Annotated in this window: 22 protein-coding genes; 13 read left to right on the forward strand and 9 right to left on the reverse strand. The window is 47.7% G+C overall.

Features of this window, described 5'->3' with window-relative positions; all coding sequences use genetic code 11:
• Window position 1 precedes the first annotated feature (1 nt).
• Together ICN15_RS09090 and ICN15_RS09095 are read right to left on the reverse strand one after the other, a co-directional pair.
• The gene (locus ICN15_RS09090) at window positions 2-1,276 is read right to left on the reverse strand and encodes an NAD(P)/FAD-dependent oxidoreductase (protein WP_216202429.1); all 1,275 of its coding nucleotides are present in this window, start codon (window positions 1,274-1,276) and stop codon (window positions 2-4) included.
• Window positions 1,277-1,285: 9 nt separating this feature from the next.
• Window positions 1,286-1,615, reverse strand: coding sequence for a c-type cytochrome (locus ICN15_RS09095; RefSeq protein ID WP_216202430.1), 330 nt, complete (start codon window positions 1,613-1,615; stop codon window positions 1,286-1,288).
• Window positions 1,616-1,799: 184 nt separating this feature from the next.
• On the opposite strand from ICN15_RS09095, the gene ICN15_RS09100 reads away from it, so the two are divergent.
• The 3 genes from ICN15_RS09100 (at window position 1,800) to ICN15_RS09110 (ending at window position 5,382) form a co-directional block, all read left to right on the forward strand.
• Complete coding sequence (locus ICN15_RS09100) at window positions 1,800-3,521, forward strand: glycosyltransferase family 39 protein (protein WP_216202431.1); 1,722 nt, start codon at window positions 1,800-1,802, stop codon at window positions 3,519-3,521.
• Between the two features lie 86 nt (window positions 3,522-3,607).
• Window positions 3,608-4,765 carry an exo-alpha-sialidase gene (locus tag ICN15_RS09105; protein ID WP_370625438.1) on the forward strand — a complete coding sequence of 386 codons (1,158 nt, stop codon included), beginning with the start codon at window positions 3,608-3,610 and terminating at the stop codon, window positions 4,763-4,765.
• Window positions 4,762-5,382, forward strand: a complete 621-nt coding sequence (locus ICN15_RS09110; RefSeq protein ID WP_216202433.1) for a hypothetical protein — start codon at window positions 4,762-4,764, stop codon at window positions 5,380-5,382. Before ICN15_RS09105 ends, ICN15_RS09110 begins: the two co-directional genes overlap by 4 nt.
• 90 nt (window positions 5,383-5,472) lie before the next feature.
• On the opposite strand, the gene ICN15_RS09115 is transcribed toward ICN15_RS09110, so the two are convergent.
• The 6 genes from ICN15_RS09115 to fabI form a co-directional block, all read right to left on the reverse strand.
• The gene (locus ICN15_RS09115) at window positions 5,473-6,465 is read right to left on the reverse strand and encodes a tripartite tricarboxylate transporter substrate binding protein (RefSeq protein WP_216202434.1); all 993 of its coding nucleotides are present in this window, start codon (window positions 6,463-6,465) and stop codon (window positions 5,473-5,475) included.
• A 63-nt stretch (window positions 6,466-6,528) separates the two neighbouring features.
• A complete protein-coding gene (locus ICN15_RS09120; protein ID WP_216202435.1) occupies window positions 6,529-7,368 on the reverse strand; it encodes a CoA ester lyase in 840 nt (279 codons plus the stop codon).
• Window positions 7,369-7,400: 32 nt separating this feature from the next.
• The gene (locus ICN15_RS09125; protein WP_216202436.1) at window positions 7,401-8,771 is read right to left on the reverse strand and encodes an MmgE/PrpD family protein; all 1,371 of its coding nucleotides are present in this window, start codon (window positions 8,769-8,771) and stop codon (window positions 7,401-7,403) included.
• A 20-nt stretch (window positions 8,772-8,791) separates the two neighbouring features.
• Entirely contained in the window at window positions 8,792-9,667 is an 876-nt protein-coding gene (locus ICN15_RS09130; RefSeq protein ID WP_216202437.1) for a MaoC family dehydratase N-terminal domain-containing protein, read from the reverse strand.
• A 40-nt stretch (window positions 9,668-9,707) separates the two neighbouring features.
• Window positions 9,708-11,042, reverse strand: coding sequence for a chromate efflux transporter (gene chrA, locus ICN15_RS09135; protein WP_216202438.1), 1,335 nt, complete (start codon window positions 11,040-11,042; stop codon window positions 9,708-9,710).
• The gene (gene fabI, locus ICN15_RS09140) at window positions 11,039-11,824 is read right to left on the reverse strand and encodes an enoyl-ACP reductase FabI (RefSeq protein WP_216202439.1); all 786 of its coding nucleotides are present in this window, start codon (window positions 11,822-11,824) and stop codon (window positions 11,039-11,041) included. The genes chrA and fabI overlap by 4 nt, the downstream gene beginning before the upstream one ends.
• Window positions 11,825-11,874: 50 nt before the next feature.
• Here fabI and ICN15_RS09145 point away from each other — a divergent pair, with 50 nt between their 5' ends.
• From ICN15_RS09145 to ICN15_RS09165, 5 genes are all read left to right on the forward strand, one after another.
• Window positions 11,875-13,743, forward strand: a complete 1,869-nt coding sequence (locus tag ICN15_RS09145; protein WP_216202440.1) for an extracellular solute-binding protein — start codon at window positions 11,875-11,877, stop codon at window positions 13,741-13,743.
• 11 nt (window positions 13,744-13,754) lie between these two features.
• Entirely contained in the window at window positions 13,755-14,819 is a 1,065-nt protein-coding gene (locus ICN15_RS09150) for a microcin C ABC transporter permease YejB (RefSeq protein WP_216202647.1), read from the forward strand.
• Complete coding sequence (locus ICN15_RS09155; RefSeq protein ID WP_216202441.1) at window positions 14,816-15,841, forward strand: ABC transporter permease; 1,026 nt, start codon at window positions 14,816-14,818, stop codon at window positions 15,839-15,841. Before ICN15_RS09150 ends, ICN15_RS09155 begins: the two co-directional genes overlap by 4 nt.
• Entirely contained in the window at window positions 15,838-17,502 is a 1,665-nt protein-coding gene (locus ICN15_RS09160) for an ABC transporter ATP-binding protein (RefSeq protein WP_216202442.1), read from the forward strand. The genes ICN15_RS09155 and ICN15_RS09160 overlap by 4 nt, the downstream gene beginning before the upstream one ends.
• 146 nt (window positions 17,503-17,648) lie before the next feature.
• A complete protein-coding gene (locus ICN15_RS09165; RefSeq protein ID WP_255532949.1) occupies window positions 17,649-18,332 on the forward strand; it encodes a C40 family peptidase in 684 nt (227 codons plus the stop codon).
• A gap of 19 nt (window positions 18,333-18,351) precedes the next feature.
• Here the strand turns inward: ICN15_RS09165 and ICN15_RS09170 are convergent, their stop codons facing one another.
• The gene (locus tag ICN15_RS09170; RefSeq protein ID WP_216202443.1) at window positions 18,352-19,266 is read right to left on the reverse strand and encodes a patatin-like phospholipase family protein; all 915 of its coding nucleotides are present in this window, start codon (window positions 19,264-19,266) and stop codon (window positions 18,352-18,354) included.
• Window positions 19,267-19,476: 210 nt separating this feature from the next.
• Here ICN15_RS09170 and scpB point away from each other — a divergent pair, with 210 nt between their 5' ends.
• The 5 genes from scpB (at window position 19,477) to infB (ending at window position 26,926) form a co-directional block, all read left to right on the forward strand.
• Window positions 19,477-20,223: an SMC-Scp complex subunit ScpB gene (gene scpB, locus ICN15_RS09175; protein ID WP_216202444.1), complete on the forward strand. Its 747-nt coding sequence runs from the start codon at window positions 19,477-19,479 to the stop codon at window positions 20,221-20,223.
• A gap of 6 nt (window positions 20,224-20,229) precedes the next feature.
• Window positions 20,230-21,993 carry a 23S rRNA pseudouridine(2605) synthase RluB gene (gene rluB / locus ICN15_RS09180; RefSeq protein WP_216202445.1) on the forward strand — a complete coding sequence of 588 codons (1,764 nt, stop codon included), beginning with the start codon at window positions 20,230-20,232 and terminating at the stop codon, window positions 21,991-21,993.
• Between the two features lie 172 nt (window positions 21,994-22,165).
• Window positions 22,166-22,657, forward strand: a complete 492-nt coding sequence (gene rimP / locus ICN15_RS09185) for a ribosome maturation factor RimP (protein ID WP_216202446.1) — start codon at window positions 22,166-22,168, stop codon at window positions 22,655-22,657.
• Entirely contained in the window at window positions 22,654-24,135 is a 1,482-nt protein-coding gene (nusA, locus tag ICN15_RS09190; protein ID WP_216202447.1) for a transcription termination factor NusA, read from the forward strand. The genes rimP and nusA overlap by 4 nt, the downstream gene beginning before the upstream one ends.
• Window positions 24,136-24,148: 13 nt before the next feature.
• Window positions 24,149-26,926, forward strand: a complete 2,778-nt coding sequence (gene infB, locus ICN15_RS09195) for a translation initiation factor IF-2 (protein WP_216202448.1) — start codon at window positions 24,149-24,151, stop codon at window positions 26,924-26,926.
• The last annotated feature ends 14 nt before the right edge of the window (window positions 26,927-26,940 follow it).

The following is a 26,940-nucleotide window of genomic DNA, read 5'->3' on the forward strand; positions in this document are numbered from 1 at the left end:
TTCAACCTAAGCTGTCAGCCCAGATATTACGAGCCCAGCCCCATGCATAAACACCCTCAAGAACAGATGGTGCGGGGGATAGGCCACCCGATCCTGGAACGGTCTTAAAGGTTTTCTCGGCAGCGTTATATTGATGAACGCTGGCAACGTGAACTACTTCTCGATCATTCACAAAGCTATAGCAAGTATTGGTGAGAACTGGGGCTGGATTGACTTCCCAGCCATTCAATTCTGCAACAATGGCAGCTGCCGCCACTTTGGCATGCTGGTTAGCCATATGTCCCGATTTAGGCATTAAGGGCGCAACCTGAATGGCGTCTCCTAATACATGAATATCTTTGCGTGCAGTTGATTCAAAGTTGAGGAAGTTGACGTTCACCCAACGACCATTGGCATTCGCTAAGCCAGTTTTAACGGCGATTTCACCGGCAGACATTTGCGGTAAGACATTTAATACATCCGCTTTCACATCATCCTCAACCTCGAGTTTCAGTGTTTTGTTTTTCGCATCAACGCCAATCACATTGCTTTTTGGTCGATATTCGATCATCCCAGCGTACTGCTCAGCCCAGACTTTTTTGAATAAGGCGCCCTTAGAGGTAACGTCTTGATTGGCATCTAAGATCAACACTTTCCCTTTGGGATTGTGTTGTTTCAGATAATTTGCTACTTGGCAAGCACGCTCGTAAGGCCCAGGAGGGCAACGATAAGGCGCTTCTGGAATGCTAATGGCAAAAGTACCACCCTCACGCATAGCAGCTATTTGCTTATGCAGGGCAACAGTTTCTGGGCCTGCTTTCCATGCCTGGAGAGTCACGCCCGCTTCATTGGCTTGTGCAAGACCTTCGATGCTATTTATATTGAGAGAGACGCCTGGAGAGACGATGAGTTTGTCGTAACGCAAGGTCTTGCCTGAGGTGAGCTTAACCATTTTCTTATCTGCATCTATATTGCTGACGCTATCCTGGATGATCTTGATCCCATGACGTTTACTTAGTGTGTCGTAAGGAGAGGTAATCTCGGCTAAATTGCGTGAGCCACCAACTACGAGGTTAGACATTGGGCAAGAAACAAAAGCGGTATTCGGTTCAATGAGGGTTACGCGCGCAGTGTTGTTAGAAAAGAGGCGGAGATATTTAGCGGCAGTTGCACCACCATAGCCACCACCAATCACCAGAATTTCTGCTTTTGGTAGATTGGCGCGAGCTTGAGTAGAGAAGCCAGCGAGTAAGCCGAGTGCAGCAGCACTATGGCCAATAAAATGTCGACGATCCATGGCGCTTCCTTATTGTTTTTTGCCAAGCTGATTGGCAATAGTGATGAGTTGTTCGTCTGAATAGCCTTTAGCAAGTTGCGGCATGATGGTGCCTTCCCGGGCTCCGGATTTATAGGCCTTCAATTGCGTCAGCATTTGTTCGCTAGTCAGGTTGTTGATGAGAGGCATGCCGCCATCGAGTACGCCTTTGCCATCGGTCCCATGACAATTTGCACAAGTGGCCGCTAGACCGCGCTGATAAAGTTGATCGGCAGTTTGGGCCATGCTCAATCCACTCCACTGGCTTAAGCCAATGAGGGCACTAGTCACTAAGATGGGTTTTAAGTACTTCACTTGCATTGGAATCATCTCCGTCTTACACAAATCTGTTTATAGGGGGTGTTGCTGATGGACTCTATCTTAATCAGATGGGGGTCGGATTGGTGGTTTTACTTAGATTGATTTTGAATAAGTTCAGAGTAAAAAGTAAGGTTGCTAATGGCGATACTTTTAGTATTCATACTAAGACCTATAAACTACTGCTATGAGAGGCACATTTACCTATCGAAGCGCTATTCTGATCCTACTTCTAGGTGTTTTTACCTATCTATATGGTCTAGATAGCCGCTTTGCACCTAAAAATGGGGATGAGTATCCCTATATGCATATTGTTCGCATGACTGCAGATGCTGGTTCATGGCTGCCACTGCAATCGGAGATGGATGGCATTAAAAACACTAAACCCCCTTTGGTGTTTTGGCAGGGCATGGTCACTTCAGGGTGGGGTAGTGACTGGACTCTGTTTGCGCTGCGCTGGCCGAGTGTGTTGTACACCGGTCTAACCGCCTTTTTCTTATTTTTTGCTGTAGCGCGCTTTAGTGGCAGAAAACAGACTGGCCTGCTGGCAGCCTTGGTATGGCTCTCCTTTTTTGCGACTTATCGTTATGGCCGACCTTTTCTGACTGATCCCCCAGAGGTGTTTTGGCTCAGCTTACCTTTCTTGGCGCTGCTGTATTGGGGGAAGACTGCATTTAATTCCAGACTGCTATTCCCATTGTTAGCAGGCGCTTGCTTTGGCATGGCTTTGCTGTCGAAATCCTTTGCTTACATTGCTCCGGCCTCATTTGCATTGGGATTGTTTTATTGGCGCTGGCGTGAATGGAGTCTTCCGAAAGTTTTAATACAGGACTTATATAAAGTCATTGTGATTGTGATGCTGGCCTTAGGTGTATTTGCACTTTGGTTTGTGCTTGATCCATTTCCTGAGGCAGTTTGGAAAGAATTTGTTCTTGGTGAAAACGCCGCTAAGTTTGAGGCCCGAAGCTCTTCCTATCTTTTAGATTTAGTGCGTGGTGGCGATAGTATTTGGATGCTGGCTTTAACCACCCTGGCTAATGCCGGACTATTTGTTTTTGTTCTCATTTCTGCTTTGATTCAGTGCTGGCGTGAACGGCGTTTTATTTCGTTAGAAGAGGGCTTGTTGCTGCTATTAGCTTTAGCCTTTTTTATCGTATTTAGTTTGCCTAGTCAGCGCTCTGGTCGCTACCTGCTGCCGGTGATGCCGGCATTGGCCGCTTTAATTGCCTTGTATTGGCACCGCTTGCCTTTATGGGGATTTCAGATTGCGCTGATGTTGCAGTTAATCATACTTGCTGCTCTGACTTGGGTTGGTGGCAATCTACAGTTATCGAATTTCTTAGGTCAGGCTGGTATTTGGGATTACTCTTTCTGGCATTGGGGCTTGATGGGTGGCTCATTAGTTCTGGTGTTATTCGGTCTGTTCAGTCTGGCTCGCTCTAAGAATATCGCCTTGGCTGGATGTTTTCTATGCTACTGCGCCCTGACGAGTAGCTTGACTCCCCTAGAAGGTAGCTTGGGCCGCTATCAACTATCCACAATCCAAGGTGTAGCAGGGCAAGATGTGTGGGTGCCCTGTGACTATCGCGCCAAAGATGAGGAGTATCGATTGTTATTACCGGGCGCCCGATTGCATGGCTACCCAGCAAAAGACGCAGGCCAAATCAATTTACTCAGCAGTACTTATCCATTAGTGGCTATCCAGTCAGCCATCGGTACGGAGCCCATACTTTGTGACGCTTGCCGGATTATCGGTAAGCGTATGGAGATGCGAGCTCGCCATTCGGATGCAGAGATTCGGGCGATACTAATGGGTCAAATCGGAGAACACTTGTTTGTGAATGAATATTTAGTTTCTACCCCTGCAAAGATTGCATTGCCCTCAGTTGGTAAGGACGCTTGTCGATGAAGCATGTGATTGCTTTTTGTTTTTTATTCATTGCATCGGTCTTTGCTTATCTGCATATAGATAGTCTTCCAACATGGGCACCGTTTGTGAGTACTCAACCAGGCGATATTCTTTATGAATCTTTGCTGATAGAGGATGTAACGGAGATGGCTAAGTCCAGTAGGATGCTCAAAGCTCCACCAGCAAAGTCTTCTCAACCAAGCATGCAGATGGATTGGTTGCCAGATACAGGCGCTCCTTCAGTGCATGCAGCATCATTGATTGCACTAAAAGATGGCGCAGTCAGGGCTTTTTGGTTTGCAGGTAGCAGGGAGGGTGCACCAGATGTCGTGATCAATACAGCAGTCTTTGATCCGAAAGCAGCTAGATGGAGTGCTCCAACAGTAGCGATGGATCGAGTAAGAGCTGAAAAAGGTTTATCTCGTTATATTGCTAAATTAGGCAACCCTGTACCTGCCAGAATGGCCGATGGTCGCATGCAGCTATTCTTTGTGACTGTATCTATCGGCGGTTGGGCAGGCAGCTCAATTTCAACAATGATTTCTGATGATGAAGGTTTCACTTGGGGTCAGCCCCAACGTTTAATTACCTCTCCCTTGATTAATCTCAGCACCTTGGTTAAATCTCCGGCGATACCATTTACAGACGGGCGATTGGGTTTGCCGGCATATCACGAGTGGATCGGTCGTTTCGGGGAGTTTCTCAGAGTTCAAGAAAGTCAGGTCATTGATAAACGCCGGATGAGTTCTGGTAGGGGCGCGATTCAGCCAGTAGTGTTTTTGGATGGAGCGCAAGATGCAAGTGCATTCTTTCGTCAAACACGATCTAGCACTCAAGCAAAGCAAATTCCAGCAAGCGAAACGAAAGATGCTGGACAGTCTTGGCTTGTTACAAAGGATCTGGAGATTCCCAATCCAAATGCTGCACTTGCCGCGCTGACTTTAACCAACGGTACGCGAGTGATGGTGTTGAATAATGTTGAGGCCGGGCGCTATCGCTTAGTGATGGTCATGCGTGAGCTGAACTCCACTCAATGGAAAGTGGTGCAGGTGCTCGAGGATGATGAGTTACTTGCAAGTGATCAGCGGCGTGAATTTTCCTACCCCTATTTAGTTTCTGCTAGTGGTGAGAATGTCCATTTGGTATATACCTGGGATAGAAAAAAGATTCGCCATATTTATTTTCCAGCCACCTGGTTTAAGCAAGCCTTGATTAGTTTAAAAGTACAGGAGGTGCAGCAATGAATCAATACATGCAATTGATTGCACTCCTAGAGATGTCGATTACTTGCGGAGTAGTTATCACCATTCTTCTGCAAAAAGTATTGCAAGTGGAGATACCATGGCTTATTCGCTTAGTTATTGTTTTATTTTTTGGGAATGCATTCTTCTGGCCGCTGGGTATGTCGCTTGAGTTACCCTTGTCTGCTTATGTGCGCGGTGTGACGGGCGATCTTAGCATTGTGAGTCTCCTCTTGCTGTGGGACACCTTGCTACCGTCTTCTAAAAAAACGCCATTTGCATTTAAAGTATCCATTACTCTAGTGGCTATTTTCTTCTACCCCTTAGCGCTGGGCTTTGGCATGTTAGACCCTTATGCATGGGGCTATGGCTCTATCGGCCTTCTGATTGCAGTCATCCTCTCTGCAATCCTCTGCGGTCTTGCCGGTTGGACTAAGGGCGTTTGGATTTACTCTCTTGCCATCATTGCATGGGCAGCACATTGGCACGAGTCAGCTAATCTGTGGGACTACCTACTTGATCCCTTCTTGGCTACCTGGGCTTTGTACGCCATTCCAAGCGCTGTCTTGCGTAAGCGTCGTGAGAAAGCTCAATCAGGTTACTTATTTAGATCAGGCTGATACTGCTTTGCCAGTGTGATTTGAGGTAGATGTACAACAAAAAAGCCAGCGAAGAATTGCTGGCTTTTTTGTTGACGACTCACTCCGGAATTAATCAGGAATATTCGCTTTACGAATGACGGGACCCCAGACGTTGATCTCGGTTTCAAGATGGTTCTTGAGGCCTTTGGCAGAAATCTTCTCCGCTGGCACGATATCAATATTGGCATCTTCCAAACGTTTTTTCACATCAGGCGAGTTCAATGCTTTCTTGAGCGCCATATTGAGCTTATCTTGAACAGCTTGCGGCGTTCCTTTTGGAGCATAAACACCGTGCCACACTTTCACTTCAAAACCTTTGAGGCCTTGTTCGTTCAAAGTGGGTACATTTGGAATCGCTGGCAAACGCTTCAAAGTAGTTGTACCAAATGCTTTTACACGACCATCCTTAATGTAAGGAATGGTTTGAGTCGTTTGATCGCATAAAAGATCAACCTGGCCACCAAGTAGATCGGTAAGGGCAGGGCCAGTTCCTTTGTAAGGAATGTTGGTTAATTTCACACCGAGGCGACTCTGAAACAACAAGCCGCACAGTTGTGAGACTGCGCCAGGACCAGCATTAGCCATAGTTACTTTTGAGCCATTCGCTTTAATATAGGCTTCGAGCTCTTTAAAGTTGTTGGCTGGCAAGTCCTTCTTGCCTAGCAACACCATGGGTACATCAGCTACTTGACCAATGTACTCAAAGCTAGTCATTGGGTCATAGGGAAGTTTGTCATACAGCGCATTCGCAGTTGCCATACCCATATGGTGAATATAAATAGTGTAGCCATCTGGAGCAGCGCGAGCCACTTTAGTGGAGGCGATGGTTCCGCCAGCGCCAGGGACGTTTTCAACGACAACCGTTTGACCTAAGGATTGACCCATTGGCACTGCAATTAAGCGTGCGATAGTATCGGTTGGACCACCAGCTGCGAATGGAACTACCAATTGAATGGATTTAGTAGGCCAATCCTTTTGGGCTAATGCCATACTGCTGGTGAGTAAAGTGCTAGCGCCTGCTAAAGCGGCAATTCCAGCGAATAATGTTTTCTTCAATTTCATCAATGTCTCCCTAAATTTGATGCGTGCTCATTTTGCCACCATTCAATGCTATCGGCTTTAGGGTTAACCAGCAAGCGCTAGTGTTCTTTGGGCCAATAAAACTACTGGACGGTCAATCATACGACCGTCTAATTTCACTGCAGCGCCTTTAGATGCCTGATCAGCTTCAATCACTCGGTGAGCCCAAGAAATTTCTTCGCTTGAAGGCATAAAGGCAGCCTTAACGATGGCAACTTGTTTTGGATGAATACAGAGCTTACCCCCAAAACCCATTCTTTTGGCACGTTCAGCATCATCGGTGATACGCTCAATATCATCTGTTGAAGGAGTAACCCCGTCTACTGGAGGGGCAATTTGCGCTAGGCGAGAGGCCAGCACAATCTGAAAGCGGGCAGTTTGGAGTTCTGTTTCTTGCGGGTCGCACACCATTCCTAAGTCGGCTTGTAAATCAATATTGCCTAAAGCAAGACGCAGTACTTGTTCGGAGTTAGCAATTTCATTCAGACGGTCAAGGCCAATCGCAGTCTCAATCATCGGAATAATCGCAGTATTCGGAAGAATTTGTGCGGCGCCATTTATTTGATCGCGTGATTCACTTTTGGGTATGAGTAAGCAAGCTGCATTGAGTTCTTGAACTAAGATCAAATCTGCTGAGTAAAACTGACTGCCAGGCGAGTTCGAGCGAATGATCAAACGTTTTTTCTGTTCGGCGCTAAAGGTGGGCCAAGCAGCACGAATCGCATCACGCGCTTTTTGTTTATCTTTTTCCGCAACCGCATCCTCTAAATCAATCACGATGCCATCGGCCCCACTATCTAAGGCTTTGATAAAACGATCTGGGCGAGTGCCAGGCACAAACAAGAAGGCACTACTAAAGCCAATGGGTGTATCGAGTGGGTTCATATGAGGGGATTTAAGATGAGGTCAGTGGGACACTAGGAAATCAATAAGCCTATCTTGGCTTGTTTGCGGATATTCCACAAGTGCTCAATGGCTTTAGTCATTTCATCTGGAGTGGCGCCATTACTAAATGCAGCAAGACGCATTGCCTTATCAGTAATCTCAGCACGACTTAAGGTATTGCCAGGGTCCCCTTTGGGTTCATCAACACGACCTTCTAATACTGCACCATCATGTAGGTAGACCTTAACTTTGCCAATCCAGCGTTGTGGATAAGCGCGATCTACTTCAGGATCTAACACCATGGTGATGCGATCCCGAAATGCACAGATTGCTTCATCATGAAAATGCCGATCAAACTCTTGCAGGCCTGCAAATTGATAGTGCGCAATCAGGGCCAAGACAGTGCCCATCGAAAATTTCGATTGATGTACTGTGGCTGGATCAGTTACAGGACCCAATACATCAATTGCACCTTGGTGAACTAATGTTTCTACTTTAGCGATATCGCCCGGTTTGAGATTGTGCGCCAGCATCACTTGCAGAAGGGCATCTGCGGCCGGATGAGTATGACGACAGGAGGCGTGGTACTTAAAGCTGGTTTCAGCAATTGCCCAACGACTGCCTAATCGGTCAGTTAGTTTGCTTGGGTCTGCATCACTCGACATACCAGCAGCTAAACCTTGCTTACCCTCTAAGATGTGCTCAGCTCCAGTAAAGCCCGCATGAGCTAAGTAGGCTGACATCAGTCCAGTAGAGGCGGCATGGGCAGTGTGCAATTGTTTAGAGTCTGCTGCATCACGAAGGAATTCCCAAAGACCAGCGGACTGAGTGCCAGCAGAGCCGAAGGCGTGCAACATTTGCGTGGGGTTGAGTTTCAGTAGGTGACCTACTGCAGCTGCTGCAGCCAAGGTGCCTGCAGTGCCAGTAGTATGAAACGTCTTGTAGTGGGACCGACCTAAAAACTCCCCTACCCGAATGCCGACTTCGTAGCCAGCAATTGCAGCAACCAGCAGATCTTCACCCGAAGCACCAATCGTTTGCGCTGTTGCTAGCGCCGCCGGAAAAACAACCGTAGCTGGATGAAAGACGGAACCGTTATGCACATCATCTTGCTCGGCGACATGCGAAGCCGCAGCGTTTGCCAGAGCGGCCAAAAAAGGGCTGGAGCTGGTGCGGCTAATGAGGATTTCAGCGCTACCAGGATTACCGCTGTTAAAGCCACCCATGCTTTGAGCAAACTGGGTAATGGTTTCTACTGGACGCGACCCTTTACCGGCAATGGCTGAGCCAAACCAATCCACCAATAAATCTTCGGCGCGATTCATCACATCGCTTGGGATATCTGCCGCCGTTAAGTTGGTAGCAAAGTTGGCGAGTTCACGAGAGAGATGTTGATTAGTCATAAATAGGTTGATTATTTTGATTACGCCAAAACAGCAGTCGCTTGCATCGTGAGCCAGCCTTCGTGGTCTTCTGCCCAAATGGAGAGCGTTTTTCCAGAAGAGTCCTTCTCAAGATCCGGTTTAGCGCTCACCTTAAACGGATTGATATCAAACGTAGGGCGAATGGCGCGGAACTCAAAACTTTTGAGAGTACAACCGGGAATGCTTTGACGTACAAGGTCTACCAGTAAGGTCGCAATTAAAGGGCCGTGAACAATTAAGCCAGGATAACCTTCAACCTCAGTCACATATTTGCGATCGTAATGAATGCGGTGGCCATTAAAGGTAAGTGCGGAGTAACGAAATAACAAGACATCATCGGGTGTGATAGTCTTGGCCCACTTCGCACCAGTAGGCGCAAGGGTTGGCGCAACCGGCTTGTCGTCTGAGCCAGGCGCATCTCGATACACAATGTCATGCTCTTCAATTAAAGCTAAGCCCTGTTGATTAAAGATCTGATGTTTTACTAAAACAAAAATGAGATCACCAGTGCGGCCTGCCTTGTGGGTAACAGATTCAATTTTGGAAACCCGTTCGATTGCATCGCCGACTGATAATGGCGCTAACCACTCGATACGACTGCCAGCCCACATACGTCTTGGCAATGGCACCGGAGGTAAAAAGCCACCCCGTTTTGGGTGTCCATCCGTACCAATATTAGATTGAAGGGCGCAGGGCAAAAAATACAACCAGTGCCATAACTCTGGCAAAAAGGTCCCCTGACTTGGGGCTGGGTCAGGTCGATCCAGTGTTGCTGATAAAGCTTTAACAGGGGCAGCAGTGATGGCGTCTTGGAGAGACTCTGTTTTACCGAGCCACTCCTGGAGGTGGCTGATGGTTTGTGGTTCGATTCGCATAACTTCTATTATGCCAATGTCAGCTCTAAATACCGTGTTCTTAGATTAATAAACTGCCCACTAAATAGCTCAGAAGGCCAGCAAGGGCGGAACCAGTCAACACGCTGATAACTCCTTTTTGAAACTGGAAGAGGGCCAGTCCAGCAAATACGGTAATGGCGATGGAAACCCAAGAGATTGGACCACTCAGGCCCTGTGGAAAAAAGACGTGATAGGCAAAGAACAAACCAAGGTTGGCAATGACACCAACTACTGCCGCGGAGATAGCTGTGAGGGGAGCGGTGAAGCGCAGCTTGCCATGGGTGGATTCAATGAGCGGGCCGCCGACCAACACTAAAAAGAAAGAGGGTAGGAAAGTAAACCAGGTGGCGACACACGCACCCAGAACCCCAAACCAAAATGGATTGGTATTGCCAATCCAGTGTTGAATGTGGCCAGCTAGGTAGCCAACAAAAGCGACCACCATGATGAGTGGCCCAGGGGTGGTCTCACCGAGCGCTAAGCCATCCATCATTTGACCAGCACTGAGCCAATGAAATTGATCTACTGCACCTTGGTAGACATAGGGTAGTACTGCATACGCACCCCCAAAAGTCAGAAAGGCAGCTTTTGTAAAAAACCAAGCAATTTGGGGGTAGAGTGTTTTCCAGCCAAAGAGGAGGGCAAGTGCAAAAAATGGGATTGACCAGAGCAAGAGAACAACTGAGCTCTGCTGCACCAATCGCTTCACGGAAAACTGAGCATGTTCTGGCGTAGGCGTGTCATCGTTAATCAGTGCTTCGCCGAAATCTTTTTCCTGATCGCTAACCTTGCCGTGCGTTGGGGTTTGCTGGAAATATTCTGGGTAACGTTTGCCACCCCAAATACCAATCAAGGCAGCACACAAAATAATGATCGGAAAGGCGAGATTGAGAACGAAGATGGCTAAAAATGAAAGCAGTGCAATCGCTCGGAGTGCGTGATTGTGGATCGTGCGCTTACCAATTCTGACTGCGGCATGAAGGACGATGGCGACCACTGCAGGTTTAATGCCAAAGAAGATTGCTGTAATCCAAGGTACCTGCCCGAATGTCAGGTAAATCCAAGACAGGCCAATTAAGATGAAGAGTGAGGGCAGAACAAAAAGAGTACCTGCTAATACGCCACCCCAAGTACGATGCATCAGCCAGCCGATATAGGTCACTAGTTGCTGGGCTTCAGGTCCTGGGAGAAGCATGCAATAGTTCAGGGCATGTAAAAAGCGCCGCTCAGAAATCCAGCGACGCTTCTCAACCAGCTCTTGGTGGAGGACGGCGATTTGTCCCGCAGGTCCACCAAAGCTAATAAAACCGAGCTTGGCCCAAAACCTGAGGGCCTCGCCGATTGGAACACTCACACTTCTTCCATTCCGCCAACGACTTGGCTAAAGCCGTTGTCGACGTAAATGATTTCGCCAGTAATGCCGTTTGCCAAATCGGACAATAAGAAGGCGGCACTATTACCAACATCATCAATGGTCACGTTGCGACGTAATGGGGCGGTTTGCTCAACGGCTTCCAAAATTTTGCCAAAGCCTTTAATACCAGCTGCCGCTAAAGTTTTAATGGGGCCGGCTGAAATGCCGTTCGCACGAATACCCTTTGGACCCACTGAGCCTGCGATATAACGTACTGAGGCTTCTAGTGATGCCTTAGCAAGACCCATGGTGTTGTAGTTAGGAACATTGCGCATGCTACCGAGGTAAGTCAATGTCAGCAAAGAGGATTTGTCGCGGAGCATTGGCAAAGCTTCTTTGGCCATTGCTGGAAAGCTATACGCAGAGATATCGTGCGCAATTTTGAAACCTTCACGAGAGAGCCCCTCTAAAAAGTCTCCGGCAATGGCTTCGCGGGGCGCAAAGCCAATGGCATGCACAAAACCATCAAACTGAGGCCAGGATTTAGCCAGATCTTGAAAGAGGGCAGAGATTTGCTCGTCACTTCCCACATCGCAGTCAAAAATCAAGTCGGTATTGAATTCTTTGGCAAAATCGACAATACGGCCCTTAAAGCGCTCGCCAACGTAGGTAAAGGCCAATTCAGCACCTTCACGGTGACAGGCCTTGGCGATTCCATAGGCAATAGAGCGGTTAGAAAGAAGGCCGGTAATTAGAATTTTTTTACCCGCGAGAAAGCCCATATCGTGTCCTTTGCTTCAAATGTGATTTGCTATCTACAATTGTTGCATATATGCCCAGCCTAAAACCCAACCACCAAATCGCCTATTCTTGGCTGCTAGCCCTATTAGTAGGCCTAGGGGTCAACATAGCCCAGGCGGGACAGGGGATTGCACAGTTCGGAAAGCCCAAGTATCCAGAAGGATTTGCCCATTTTGATTATGTCAATCCCAATGCGCCCCGTGGTGGAACTCTGGTCTTGCCAAATCCCGGGCAAAGAACCAGTTTCGATAAGTTCAACCCCTATACCCTGCGGGGTGTGACAGCTCCCGGAATTGATTTGATGTTTGAGTCCTTAGCCGAGGGAAGCGCGGACGAGGTCTCTAGTATTTATGGCTTGCTTGCAGAAGACATCGCAGTTGCTGCAGACCATAAGTCCGTCACATTTCGTATTCGTCCAGAAGCAAAGTTTTCTGATGGCAGTCCAGTATTGGCTGTTGATGTGAAGCACAGCTTTGATACTTTAATGAGTGGAAAGGCTCACCCACGTTACAAAACTACTTTTGCTGATATCAAAGAAGCGGTTGTACTTTCAGATCGATCTGTTCGATTTGATTTTAAAAATAACAATACTGAATTACCAATTTTGGCGGGAACGTTGCCAATCTTCTCTCGTAACTGGGGAAAGAAGCCCGACGGCACAATGATTCCTTTCGATAAGATTGCCTTCGAAGCGCCAGTGGGTAGCGGGCCATATCTGATTGAATCTTTTAAGGCTGGTAAATCGATTGTTTATAAGCGAAACCCGCAATACTGGGCTGATCAAATCAGTAAACCTCTCAATGTGCGTGTTGGTTTTTATAACTTCGATCGCGTGCTCTACAAGCTCTATAGTGATGATGCTGTCCGGCTGGAAGCTTTTAAAGCTGGGGAGTTTGATGCCATTGTCGAATACCGCGCCAAGATTTGGGCTAAGGGCTACGTGGGATCTAAATTTGATAATGGAGCGCTTTTAAGAAAGGCCTTCATCAATCATAATGGTGCAGGTATGCAGGGCTTTGCGGTGAATGTGCGTAAACCCATTTTTCAGGATGCGCGTGTTCGTCAAGCATTAGGCTTGGCTTTAGATTTTGAATGGCTTAATCGCCAAATATTTTTTGACCAATACGGCCGCATTAATAGTTACTTCACCAATAGTGATTTAAGCGCTAACTTTGATGGTCCACGTCAACCTACTGAAGCAGAGATGAAACTGCTAAGACCACTCAAGGCTAAATACCCACAATGGGTTCCTGATGCAGTCTTTGGCCCGATGCCACCAGCGCCATCAACAAAGTCACCAGACAGCCTCCGCCAGAATTTGAAGAAAGCCCGCGAACTATTAATGCATGCCGGTTGGCAGTACCGAGATGGCGCTTTGCGAAATGAAAGGGGCGAACCTTTCCGCATAGAAATGGTGGAAAACGGGGGTTTCTTCTTAAGAGTGATTTCCGCCTACAGTCGCAACTTAGAAAAGCTAGGTATCCAATTGGACATTCGCACAAGTGACTTTGCCCTGTATCAAAAGCGGATGGATGAATATGATTTTGATATCACCACCACTCGTTTTCCAGATTCACAAAATCCTGGCAATGAGCTCTGGGATCGTTTTGGTAGTCAAGCTGCCAAGGAAAAGGGCTCAGATAACATCATCGGGATAAAGTCTCCCGTTGTGGACGCCTTAATTGAAGAGATCACTAAAGCCCAAAATCGGGAAGAGTTGCGGGCTGCCTGTAGAGCGCTTGATCGCGTTTTGTGGAATAGTTATTACGTTATTCCACAGTGGTACAACCCAACACATCGCGTAGCCTTCCGCAAGGAGATGCGTTATCCAGAGCCCCCTTTGTATTACCAGGCCGAGCCTTGGATTATGCAAAACTGGTGGAAAGAGGAGGCTAAATGATGCAACAACAAATGCGCGTTTATATTTTCAAGCGTTTGCTGCTCATGATCCCAACCCTTTTAGGTGTGTTGACTTTGACTTTTGCCATAGTGCAGTTTGTACCAGGCGGACCGGTTGAGCAGATGGTATTGGAGCTTAAGGGCAAAGGCGACGCAGCAGTTGGGGGTACTGAGTCTTCTGGTGCTGGCGCAACTTATCGTGGGCGTCAGGGCTTAGATGCGCAGCGCTTAGATGAAGTCAAGGCTCTCTATGGTTTCGATAAGCCGCCAGTAGAGCGTTACTTCATGATGCTGGGACGTTTCGCTCGATTCGATTTGGGTCAAAGCTATTACCAACATGAAAGCGTATGGGGTTTAGTGATTTCAAAATTGCCAGTGTCTATTAGCATTGGTTTGTGGACCTTCTTCATAACCTACTTAGTATCGATACCTCTGGGTATCGCTAAGGCAGTACGCGATGGCTCACGCTTTGATGCTATTACCAGTAGCATGATTCTGGTGGGCTACGCCATCCCTGGTTTTGTACTGGGCGTCTTATTGCTAGTGCTCTTTGGCGGCGGCAGTTTCTTGCAGCTATTCCCACTGCGAGGCTTAACTTCGGATAACTGGAGCGATCTCAGTTTGATTGGCAAGATCATGGATTACTTGTGGCATTTGGTATTGCCAATTACCGCATCTGTTCTGGGTAGTTTTGCGGTAGTCACAATGCTGACAAAAAATTCTTTCTTGGAGGAGATTCGCAAGCAGTATGTTTTGACTGCACGCGCAAAAGGACTTTCTGAAAAACAAGTGTTATGGAAACATGTCTTTCGTAATGCGCTCTTACCGCTAGTGACAGGCTTTCCTGCGGCTTTTATTAGCGCATTTTTTACTGGCTCATTGTTAATCGAGACACTATTTTCTTTGGATGGCCTTGGCTTGCTATCTTACGAGTCCGTGATGCGCCGTGACTACCCAGTAGTCTTCGGCACTCTATATTTGTTCACCTTGATTGGCTTGTTCACCAAGTTAATCTCGGATCTTTGCTACGTGTATATAGACCCTCGTATTCAGTTTGGTGCGGGAGGGGGTTCATGAGTCGTTGGCATCGCTTTAAAAATAGTCGTATGGGTTATGCCAGTCTTTGGATCTTTATGGTTTTATTTGGTCTATCCATGTGTGCTGAGTTAATTGCGAATGACAAACCTTTGGTGGTTCGCTATGAAGGACATTTCTATTTCCCGATTGTAAAGAGTCAGCCTGAAACTGTTTTTGGTGGGGACTTTGCAACGCCAACGGATTTTTTGGATCCTGACATTCGCCACAACATCACTAGCAATAGCAATTGGGCGATCTACCCACCTATTCACTATAGCTACGAGACACTAAACTACTTTTCTCAAGTTCCTAATCCAGCGCCCCCTTCTTGGGAAAACTGGTTAGGGACCGATGATCGTGGGCGCGATGTTTTAGCTCGCCTGATTTATGGTTTCCGCCTATCCATTCTTTTCGGTCTTGCGCTAACTATTGTTGGAGTAAGTGTAGGCATCATCACCGGATCATTGATGGGATTCTTCGGGGGTAAGTTTGACTTGGTCTCCCAACGCTTGATTGAGATTTGGTCAGCCATGCCTGAGTTGTACTTGTTGATTATTTTTGCCTCCATCTTTAATCCGAGTATTTGGCTCTTGATTATTCTGCTGGCTGCTTTTGGATGGATGGGACTTTCCGATTACGTCCGCGCAGAGTTCTTTCGCAATCGTGCCCTCGAGTACGTGCGTGCGGCAAGAGCATTGGGGTTAACGAACTTACAAATCATGCGCCGTCATATCTTGCCTAATAGTTTGACTCCAGTGATTACCTTTTTGCCTTTCAGAATGAGTGCCGCTATTTTGTCGCTCACGAGTTTAGATTTCTTGGGTCTGGGTGTTCCGCCGGGAACCCCAAGCCTGGGCGAACTACTTTCCCAGGGCAAGAGTAATTTAGATGCATGGTGGATCTCCTTATCCACATTTGTAGTGTTGGTTGCCACATTGCTGTTGCTGACGTTTATGGGCGAGGCGCTACGTGATGCTTTTGATTCTCGTAAGTCAGGCGCTATGAATGGAGGGCGCTTATGAGTACTGTGCCATTGCTGCGTTATGAGGACTTCTCCATTTCTTTTGGTGCAGGTCGTCGCGAGAAATTTGCAGTGAGCCATCTAGATCTAGACATCGGTGTGGGAGAGCGGCTTGCTTTAGTAGGCGAGTCGGGCTCTGGTAAGACCCTCACTGCGCTTGCGCCATTAAGACTAGAGCCCGAAGGTGCTAAAACTACAGGCCGCATTCTCTGGAGTGGTAGCGTTCAATCGGGACAAGAGCTCACTTCAGCCCCAGTAGATCTTCTCTCACTCCCAATCAAAGATATTCGAGATATTCGTGGACGTGAAATCGCCATGGTCTTTCAAGAGCCCATGACGGCACTCAATCCTCTATTTACCGTAGGCAACCAAATTGTCGAGGCAGTGCAAGTGTATCAACCGTTGATCTCTAAGGCGGATTGCATGGCTGCCGCGATTGACTTGCTCCAAAAGACCGGCATTCCTGAACCAGGCAAACGCTTTCATTCTTATCCACATCAACTGTCTGGTGGACAGCGTCAGCGCGCGATGATAGCGATGGCTTTGGCTTGTAAGCCGCGACTATTGATTGCTGACGAACCTACAACTGCGCTGGACGTGAGCTTACGTTTACAGATTTTAGATTTACTAAAAGAGTTGCAAGAGGAATCTAAAGAACATGGTGGCATGGCGATTTTGCTCATTACGCATGATCTCAATTTAGTGAAGCATTTTGCTCAACGCGTTGCCGTACTTAACCAAGGCAATCTCATGGAGGTTGGCTCAACGAAGCAAGTGTTCAAGCATCCCGAGAATGCCTATACAAAATCCCTAGTCAATAGTGAGCCAGTACGTGATCTAGCACCAGTAATGCCTCTGGCTCCTGTGCTATTGAAGACAGACAATCTATCGGTTTCTTATCCAGTGACTGAGTCAGCCGCTTGGTTTAAAAAATCACTGAGACATCAAGTGCTGCGTAAGGTTGGTTTTGAGCTTAAGCAAGGGCAAACCATTGGCGTCATTGGCGAATCCGGCTCTGGAAAAACTACGCTTGGAATGGCGGTCCTAGGTTTACTGGGAGACTCTGCTGCGCAAGTGATTGGCGAGGTAGATGTGCTTGGCCGCGATTGGCAAAAACTAAAACCGGAAGAGCGACGAGCGATGCGCTCAAGCTTGCAAGTTATTTTTCAGGATCCGTTTGGCTCGCTTTCGCCACGCATGAATGTGATGCAGATTATTGCGGAAGGATTGGATGTACATTTTCCTAAGCTATCTGTAGCAGAGCGTGAGTCTCGAGTCTTGGATATATTGCGAGAGGTGGGGATGGATCGCTCAGCACTAACGCGCTATCCCCATGAATTTTCTGGTGGGCAAAGGCAGCGCATTGCGATTGCCCGCGCATTAATACTGAAACCGCAGATTTTAGTATTGGACGAGCCGACCTCTGCGCTAGACGTATCGATTCAAAAACAAGTACTTGCTTTACTTACCGAACTTCAGAAAAAATACAACTTGGCCTATCTGATGATTAGCCATGACTTGGCAGTGATTCGGGCAATGTCCCATGAAATTATGGTTCTCAAAGAGGGTCGGGTAGTTGAGTTTGGCGACACAGAAACGCTAATTAAGTATCCACGTCAAAGCTACACCAAGGAGCTATTCACCGCGGCAGAGCTGACTTAGAGGCTTTCAGAAAATAGTAAAACGACCTATTAAAGCCCTCTATTGGTGCAATCAAGCCCAATAATGACAAATATGCCATTGAAAACAAAGAGTTATCCTGGGTGGTGATGCTTGGTTAAATAGTGCTTATTTGCTAGAATGGCGAAATGATCTTTCTAATAGACCGCTGTTTAGTGCTACTCAAGCAAATGCCCAAGGCATTTCTGTTTGCGGCCGTACTCAGCACCCATCCGGCAATGGCGTTAGACGCTAACTCGGATTCTGCGAAAGAGCCTTCCATTGAGGTTGCCAAAGAGATTCCCAAAGAAAGCATGTTTCAAGCGGGGAAATCTTATTTTGCCCGTGTATCAGATCGCTTAGCAGATTCTGTTACCGGCAAATCGGACGAGTTAATTAATCGCGCCATGGAAGTGATTGGCGTGCGTTATCGCTGGGATGCCGAATTGCCACAATCCGGTTTGGACGGCAGTAGCTTTGTCAGCTATGTTTTTAAGGATAAATTAGGTTTCTTATTGCCGCGTAAGTCAACTCAAATGAGCCGTGTTGGAAAGCCAATTAATCGGGATGAGTTACAACCTGGCGACCTGGTATTTTTCAACACGATGCGACTCACTTTTTCTCATGTTGGTATTTATGTTGGCGACAATAAATTTATTCACTCTCCGTCTAAAGGTACCAGCGTGCGTGTGGATGATCTTGGTAGCCTCTACTGGGATAAGCGCTTCGACGGCGCCCGTCGTTTAGATGGTAGCGACAACTTGGGTGATGCAGAGCGTCAAGAGTTGTTGAACGAAGTCAACAAACTCAAGCGTAAATCACGCAGCCTGTAAGTTTTTCCCTCAGGCAAATCTAGCCTTTCAGCCTTTCTTTAATTAAGCCCATCTGCTCTTGGGCGGCTACCTCTCCTGCCAAGATCGCGGCATTTCTAGACTTGAAGTCACTACTACTCATTTGCTTTAGAAGAGGGGTGATCACAATATCAGCACTTTTGAGTTCATATTGATTGATGCTTCGCTGCATGATGGAAATGGTCTGCTGCATGATGCCGAAAGTGCCGCTGGCATCTTGATGAACCGGTTCCGACGAGATATTGACTGCAATTACTAGCGTGGCACCCATCTGTCTGGCGTAGCTGACCGGGACTGGTGCAACTAGGCCGCCGTCCACATATTCTTTACCGCTAATGATGGCCGGCTGAAATATCCCGGGAACGCTGCACGAGGCACGCACTGCTAGACCCGTATTGCCGGATCGAAAAAGAACACCTTTACCAGACTGCAGATCAGTTGCCACAATTCCCAAGGGGATACGCATTTGCTCTATAGATTTATTTTGTACTTCGCGGTTCACCATATTTTGGAGGGCATCGCCTTTAATCAGCCCGCCGAATCTTCCGGCGAAGGGGAGACCCCAATCTGCAATAGTGGCTTCATCTAGATTGAGAGCTAGCCGGTTTAGGTCATTACCGGCGACTCCAGAGGCAAGTAATGCTGCGATGACGCTACCAGCGCTGCTGCCCACGACGATATCGGGTCTGATTCCTTGGGCTTCTAGAGCCTTAATGACGCCAATATGGGCAAAACCACGAGCCGCCCCAGCTCCAAGAACAAGGCCGACAACGGGTTTACGGTTACCTATTAAGCTGCACCCAGTCAGGCTCGAGCCCCCAACAAGCGCTACTAAACCCAGGCCCAGACCCAAAAAATGACGTCTGGAATCGGTCTCAGAAGATGGGGATGGGTTTTGGACTGTGATTTCGTACATATGGCTATTGTATTGAGGCTCCCTTATAATAGTTGCACGGTGAGCGAAAAAGACTTCGTTTCAGCACGGGCAATTCTCCCAAGCGAATTTGGAGATGTATAGCTCGTAGTAACTGAAGAATGCAACCAGAGCGCCACCAAAACACTACCAACCCATTATTGAAATACACTTTTATGCCCTCATCAGGTGATTGCCTGATAGCCCGAATTTATGGATGATCACAATAAACGCGTAATTGAAACAGCCCTCTTGTGCGCGCAAGAACCACTGACAGTTGCCGATCTCATGCGCTTATTTGCCCAAGATATTTCAGCTGGCGAGATTGATGATGCTCTTATAGAGCTTCAAAAATCTTGGGAAGATAAGGGCATGGAGTTGGTGCATATTGCTACTGGCTGGCGTTTTCAGAGTCGTTTAGCAATGCGCGAATATCTCGATCGATTAACCCCAGAAAAACCACCCAAGTACTCTCGTGCAGTGATGGAAACCTTAGCAATCATTGCTTATCGCCAGCCCGTCACCCGCGGTGAGATTGAAGAGATTCGAGGTGTTGCAGTTAGTAGTAATGTGATGAAACAGTTGGAAGATCGCGGCTGGGTCGAAGTCATTGGTCATAAAGAGACTATTGGCCGCCCAGGTTTATATGCAACCACTAAGCAATTCTTAGATGACTTAAGCCTCACTAATTTGCAAAGCTTGCCAATGTTGGAAGATGCCGCGCCAATGGCTGCTGCTGAGCAATTAGGCCAAGCAGTGATGGAATTTGATGCAAGCGCAACTGTTGAGACGGTCATTGAGTTGGATAAAAATGGTCAGCCCATGATTGAGGTGGCAAGCGAAGAGATTACCGCAGTCACTAAAGAAAAAGCTGCAGAAATAACTGCAGAAGAAGCAACGGAAGAAGTAATAGAAGAAGTTACCCCAGAGTCTGAAAAACAATCAGACGAACAAAAATAATTATTAATGACAAGCTCCAACGAAAACGATTCATCCCCGGTTAAACCAGCGGCGGATCATTCTGCTAATGCAGAATCAACACCGCCTAGTACGGATGGTTTGAAGGCCGAGGGGCGCGAGGGTGGTCCGCGCCGCCCGCGCCGCCAAGGCGCTGGGCCTGGCAAGCATCCTTTTAACAAAAAGCGTCCATCCAATAAGGATCGGCCTCGTCGTGAGGGCGGTGAGTCTCATGGCCAGCGTGAAGGTGGCAATCAGCCCCCTAAGATCACCCACAATCCAGCAGAAAGCGAAGCCTTATTTGCATCAGTTGTTTCCGGGGAATTTGATGCTGCATTAGATGCTCCTGAAGTTGTTGAATCAAAAAATCCAGATAGCGTTAATGAGAACGAAATTTCTCATCAGACCGGGGCTGAGCGTCGCGCACAACGTGTCCGTCATGATGAGGATGCGGATGTCCCTAGTGAAGATGAGATGAGCAGTTTGCAATTTGCAAACATCGATGATTTACCTCTGAGCTTACGTGATGAAGTCTGGTCTGACCTAGATGGTTTAGACGATGATGCTGACGACGAAGATACTGTGAAGTTACATAAGGTATTGGCTGACGTCGGCATGGGTTCCCGTCGCGACATGGAGGATTTAATCATTCAAGGTCGTGTTTCGGTAAATGGTTTACCAGCACACATTGGCCAGCGTATTGGACCAACGGATCAAGTACGTATTAATGGCAAGCCAGTGCATCGCAAGATTCAGACTAAGCCACCGCGCGTCATTATGTATCACAAACCTTCAGGCGAAATTGTGAGTCAGTCCGACCCAGAAGGTCGTCCAACGGTATTTGATCGCTTGCCAAAGCCACGTCAAGGTCGTTGGATTGCTGTGGGACGCTTGGACTTTAATACTGAAGGTCTTTTACTGTTTACAACATCGGGTGAATTGGCTAATCGCTTAATGCATCCCCGATACGGCGTAGAGCGCGAATACGCTGTTCGTATTTTGGGTGAGTTAAGCCAAGAAAATACCGCCCAATTAAAGAGCGGTATTACCCTAGATGATGGCCAAGCTAAATTCTTGCGCTTATCCATGGGTGGTGGCGATGGTGCAAACCGTTGGTATCACGTTGCTTTGACTGAAGGTCGTAACCGTGAGGTACGTCGCATGTTCGAGGCGGTGGGTCATACGGTTTCTCGTTTGCTCCGCACCCGTTACGGCATATTCTTACTTCCTCCACGCTTGAGACGGGGTAAGTGGGAGGAGATTGAGGCCGGCGGAATATATAACTTGATGAAGTTTGTAGGCTTAAAAATGCCACAGCCGCAAGACAAGGGTCGTAATCCGAATGCGCAGAGTCGCGATCGCCGCTCCCCTACTAGTGAAGACTTTCAACCAGATCCGATGCAAACTTCAGTTTCATATTGGGGTTCGCGAGATGCTTTGACCTTAGCTAGCGGTCACAATGGACTTACCCACCAAAGTCGGGGCGATAAACCTGCTGGCGGTCGCGGTGGTTCGGGCGAAGGGCGTGGACCTTTCCGAGGCCGCACTAACGCTGGTAGACCAGGGCAGGGTTCTGGTCAAGGCGGGCAGGGTGGTCAGGGAGCCCAGGGTCAGGATCGCAATAAGGGCAAGAAAGTGCATCACGGGCAGTCCGCTTTTGTGACTGCAAGCCCTCAAAACCCTGGAAATGGCCCTAAACGGGGTGCACCAAAAGGACGCAAACCATTTAATAAGGGACCTCGAAAGCCTCGGAATCCAAGCGAAAGCTTCTGATTTTGATGAGTTTTCTTCTAAATCAGCTATAATTTCGGACTTACAGCAGTTTGCTGCTGTTTTAGTGGTTACCGACTGATGTTGCGATCAACGTAAGTCGGCCTGTTCTGATTTTCGAGAATATGGGCTTTAAGGCCCATTTTTTTTTGCCGTTTTGGGTTGAAGGGTTGTTTTGAAAGATCAGCGGATTATTTCTGCAGAGGTAGAAAACTTAGGTTATACGCTAGTAGATATCGAGCGTGAAGCCGGAGGTTTGCTGCGTGTCACGATTGAAAACCCAGATTACGAGCGTTTGATTACTGTTTTAGATTGTGAAAAAGTGAGTCATCAACTGAGCTATACATTGCCAGTAGAAAACATCCCTTTTGAGCGTTTAGAGATTTCGTCTCCAGGTCTAGACCGTCCCGTAAAATCCGCAGCGGATTTTGAGCGCTTCTCCGGGATCGAGGTAGATCTGAAGCTACGCGTTGCCGTTGGCAATCGCAAGAGTTTTCGTGGTGTGTTGCAAGGTTTGCTGAGTGGTGAGTTGGATTCGCCTGATGCGAAATTTGGTTTGTTGTTTGAAGGCACTGATGGTGCTGAGTCTCAATTGGAGTTTTCTTTAGCCGAGGTCGATAAGACTCGGTTGGTCCCTGTTATTGATTTCAAAGGAAGAAAGTCATGAGCCGAGAAGTTCTCATGTTGGCAGACGCCTTAGCGCGTGAAAAGAACGTAGATCAAGCAATTGTGTTTGAGGCGCTGGAAATGGCGTTGGCATCAGCCACTAAAAAGCGTTACCCGACAGAAGATGTAGATATTCGTGTATCGATTGATCGTGAGTCTGGTGAGTATGAAACCTTCCGCCGTTGGTTGGTGGTACCAGATGAAGCTGGTCTGCAAGAGCCCGATAAAGAAATTCTGCATTTTGAAGCGCTTGAGCAATTCGCTGATATGGAAGTTGGCGAATACATCGAAGAGCAAATTGAATCTTTAGCTTTTGGTCGTATTGGCGCCCAAGCAGCGAAACAGGTGATTTTGCAACGGATTCGCGATGCTGAGCGTGAGCAAATCTTGAACGACTACCTAGAGCGTGGCGAAAAAGTCATGACCGGTACCGTCAAGCGTGCCGATAAGAATGGTTTGATTATTGAGTCCGGCCGCGTTGAAGCTTTACTGCGTCGCGATCAAATGATTCCAAAAGAGAACCTCCGTTCTGGCGATCGTGTCCGTGCTTACATCATGAAAGTAGATCGTGAAGTACGCGGTCCGCAGATTGAGCTCTCACGTACTTGCCCTGAGTTCTTAATTAAGTTGTTTGAGAACGAAGTTCCAGAGATGGAGCAGGGTTTATTAGAGATTAAGGGCGCGGCTCGTGATCCTGGTATCCGTGCCAAGATTGCTGTCATTACTTACGACAAGCGTATTGATCCAATCGGCACTTGCGTTGGTGTGCGTGGCACACGCGTTACAGCGGTTCGTAACGAAGTCGCTGGCGAAGCAGTGGATATTGTCTTATGGTCTGAAGATCCAGCACAGTTTGTGATTGGTGCTTTGGCTCCAGCTCAAGTCTCATCGATCGTAGTTGATGAAGAGCGTCATGCCATGGATGTGGTGGTTGATGAAGAGAATTTGGCAATTGCGATTGGTCGCAGTGGACAGAATGTGCGTTTGGCAAGTGAGCTAACTGGCTGGCAAATCAACATCATGACTCCAGAAGAGTCTGCTGAGAAAACAGAAAAAGAAGCTGCTTCTGTGCGTCAGTTGTTCATGGATAAATTAGACGTTGACCAAGAAGTTGCTGACATCTTGATCGAAGAGGGCTTCAACACTTTGGAAGAAGTTGCTTATGTACCCCTTTCTGAAATGCTAGAAATCGACTCTTTCGACGAAGACACGGTAAATGAATTGCGTACTCGTGCGCGTGACTCTCTCTTGACTATGGAATTGGCAAAAGAAGAGCGCGTTGGCGAAGTCTCACAAGATTTACGCTCCCTAGAGGGAATGACTACTGAATTGATTGCAAAGCTTGCTGACAATCAAGTTCATACCCGTGACGACTTAGCTGAACTGGCTGTTGATGAGCTAGTTGAGGCGACACAAATTGACGAAGAAACCGCGAAAACGCTCATCATGAAAGCGCGCGAACATTGGTTTACTTCATGAGAGGAAGTAGTACATGGCAACAACAGTAAAAGTACTCGCTAAAGAATTAAAACGTACCGCACCCGACCTTCTGGAGCAATTGAAGGCGGCCGGTGTCGAAAAAGGTTCTGAGGACGATAGCATTACCGAAAAGGACAAAACTGTCCTGCTTGAGTATTTGCAAAAAGAGCATGGTAGTGCCGACACGGGTAATCGTAAAAAGATTACTTTAATCAAGCGCGAAAACTCGGAGATTCGTCAGGCAGATTCTGCTGGACGAACTCGTACCGTTCAGGTTGAGGTGCGCAAAAAGCGCGTCTTGGTTAAGCGTGGCGATGAAACTTCTCAAGCTCCAGAGCCAGAAGAAGCCCCGGCTGCAGTAGCACCTGCTGTTTCCGTAAAGCCCATTCTTTCTACTGAAGAGTTAGAAAAGCGTGCGGCCGAAGTGACCCGCCAAGCCGAGCTATTAGCTCGACAAGAAGCTGAAATGAAAGCGGCAGAAGACGCTCGCGAAAAAGAGGCTGCATTAGCTGCTGCAAATTCGGCTGAGCCAGCGCTTGAAAAAGAGACTAAGTCGGCCAGTGGAGCAGCAGCTGCTAAAGCTGCCGAAAAGAAAGCGCAAGCGGACAAAGCTGCCAAAGAGATTGCTGATGCCAACAAAGCGCAGTTAGCAGACATCACAAAACGTCGTGCTGCTGCTGAAGCGGAAGCTTTGGCTATTCGTGACATGATGAGTACGCCTGCACGTGTCCTGAAGGCGCCAAGCGAAATTGCTGCTGAAGAAGCTAAAAAAGGCACCTTACACAAACCTGCCAAGGCTGAAGGTGCTGATGATAAGAAAAAAGTAGTTGCCAAAGTTGGCGGTAAGACAATTAAGTCTGCAGAGACTTCATCTACTTGGCAAGAAGAAGGCGCTAAGAAGCCAGGTGGTTTAAAGACTCGTGGCGATAGTTCTGGTGGCGTAGGTGGTTGGCGCTCCGGTGGCGGCAGAAGAAAACAGCGTCAAATTGCTGAAGCGAACGTCGATACCAACTTCCAAGTACCTACCGAAGCTATTGTGCGAGACGTCAATGTCCCTGAAACGATTACCGTTGCTGAGCTCGCTCACGCTATGGCCGTGAAGAGTGCTGAAGTCATTAAGCTCTTGATGGGTATGGGTCAGATGGTGACAATTAACCAAATCTTAGATCAAGATACCGCAATGATCATCGTGGAAGAAATGGGTCACACAGCCCATGCCGCCAAGTTAGATGATCCTGATTTAGATCTCGGTATTGCTGGCCATGATGCGGAGTTGCTATCACGTCCACCAGTAGTGACAGTAATGGGTCACGTTGACCACGGTAAGACTTCCCTGCTCGATAAGATTCGTGCTGCCAAGGTAGCTACTGGCGAAGCCGGTGGTATTACCCAGCATATCGGTGCTTATCACGTTGAAACTCCTCGAGGCATGATTACTTTCTTAGATACTCCAGGTCACGAAGCCTTTACGGCAATGCGTGCTCGTGGCGCTAAGGCAACGGATATTGTGATCTTGGTGGTTGCTGCTGATGACGGTGTGATGCCGCAGACCAAAGAGGCGATTAACCATGCTCAAGCAGCAGGCGTACCAATCGTTGTGGCAATCAATAAAATTGATAAACCGGAAGCTAATTTAGAGCGTGTCAAAACAGAATTGGTTGCCGAGCAAGTTGTTCCAGAAGAATACGGTGGTGATGTGCCCTTTATCGGAGTGTCTGCAAAAACCGGTGATGGTATTGATGCACTGCTCGAGAACGTACTTCTGCAAGCAGAGATTTTGGAGCTCAAAGCAGCTAAAGATGCTCCAGCTCAAGGTCTGGTAATCGAGGCGCGTTTAGATAAGGGTCGTGGCCCTGTTGCAACCGTACTCGTTCAGTCCGGTACGCTCAAGCGTGGCGACATGTTGTTAGCAGGTTCAACCTACGGTCGTGTTCGTGCGATGTTGGATGAAAACGGCAAACCTTGTAATGAAGCGGGTCCCTCTATTCCGGTGGAGATCCAGGGTTTATCTGAAGTTCCAGCAGCTGGCGAGTCAGTACAGGTGGTGCCGGATGAGCGTAAGGCTCGTGAAATTGCACTCTTCCGTCAAGGGAAGTTCCGTGATGTGAAGTTGGCGAAACAGCAAGCATTCAAACTCGAAACCATGATGGAAAACATGGAAGAGGGTGCTATTGAGGCTAAGTTGCTACCACTCATTATTAAGGCCGACGTACAAGGTTCTCAAGAAGCGTTGTCACAGTCATTGCAAAAACTCTCTACCGCAGAAGTGAAGGTTCAAATCGTTCACGCAGCAGTAGGTGGTATTACAGAAACGGACGTCAATTTAGCGGTCGCCTCCAAGGCAGTCATTATTGGATTCAACTCTCGTGCAGATGGTGCGGCGCGTAAGTTGGCTGAAAACAATGGTGTAGATATTCGTTATCACAACATTATTTATGACGCTGTTGATGAAGTCAAAGCCGCCTTGAGTGGTATGTTGACTCCAGATAAGAAAGAAGAAATCACCGGTATGGTGGAGATTCGTCAAGTCTTCTTGGTGTCTAAAGTGGGCGCAATTGCCGGTTGCCTGGTGCTCGAGGGTGTTGTGAAACGTAATTCAAGTGTTCGTCTCTTGCGTGAAAACGTAGTGATCTGGACAGGTGAGTTGGACTCTCTGAAGCGCTTTAAAGATGATGCAAAAGAAGTTCGTGCCGGCGTTGAGTGTGGCTTGTCATTAAAAGGCTATAACGATATTAAAGAAGGCGATCAACTGGAAGCGTTTGAAGTGACTGAAGTTGCCAGAACACTTTAAGAGCTACTGAGCAC

Origin of the sequence: Polynucleobacter sp. CS-Odin-A6 (assembly GCF_018882095.1) — a bacterium.
In the GTDB taxonomy this organism is placed as follows: domain Bacteria; phylum Pseudomonadota; class Gammaproteobacteria; order Burkholderiales; family Burkholderiaceae; genus Polynucleobacter.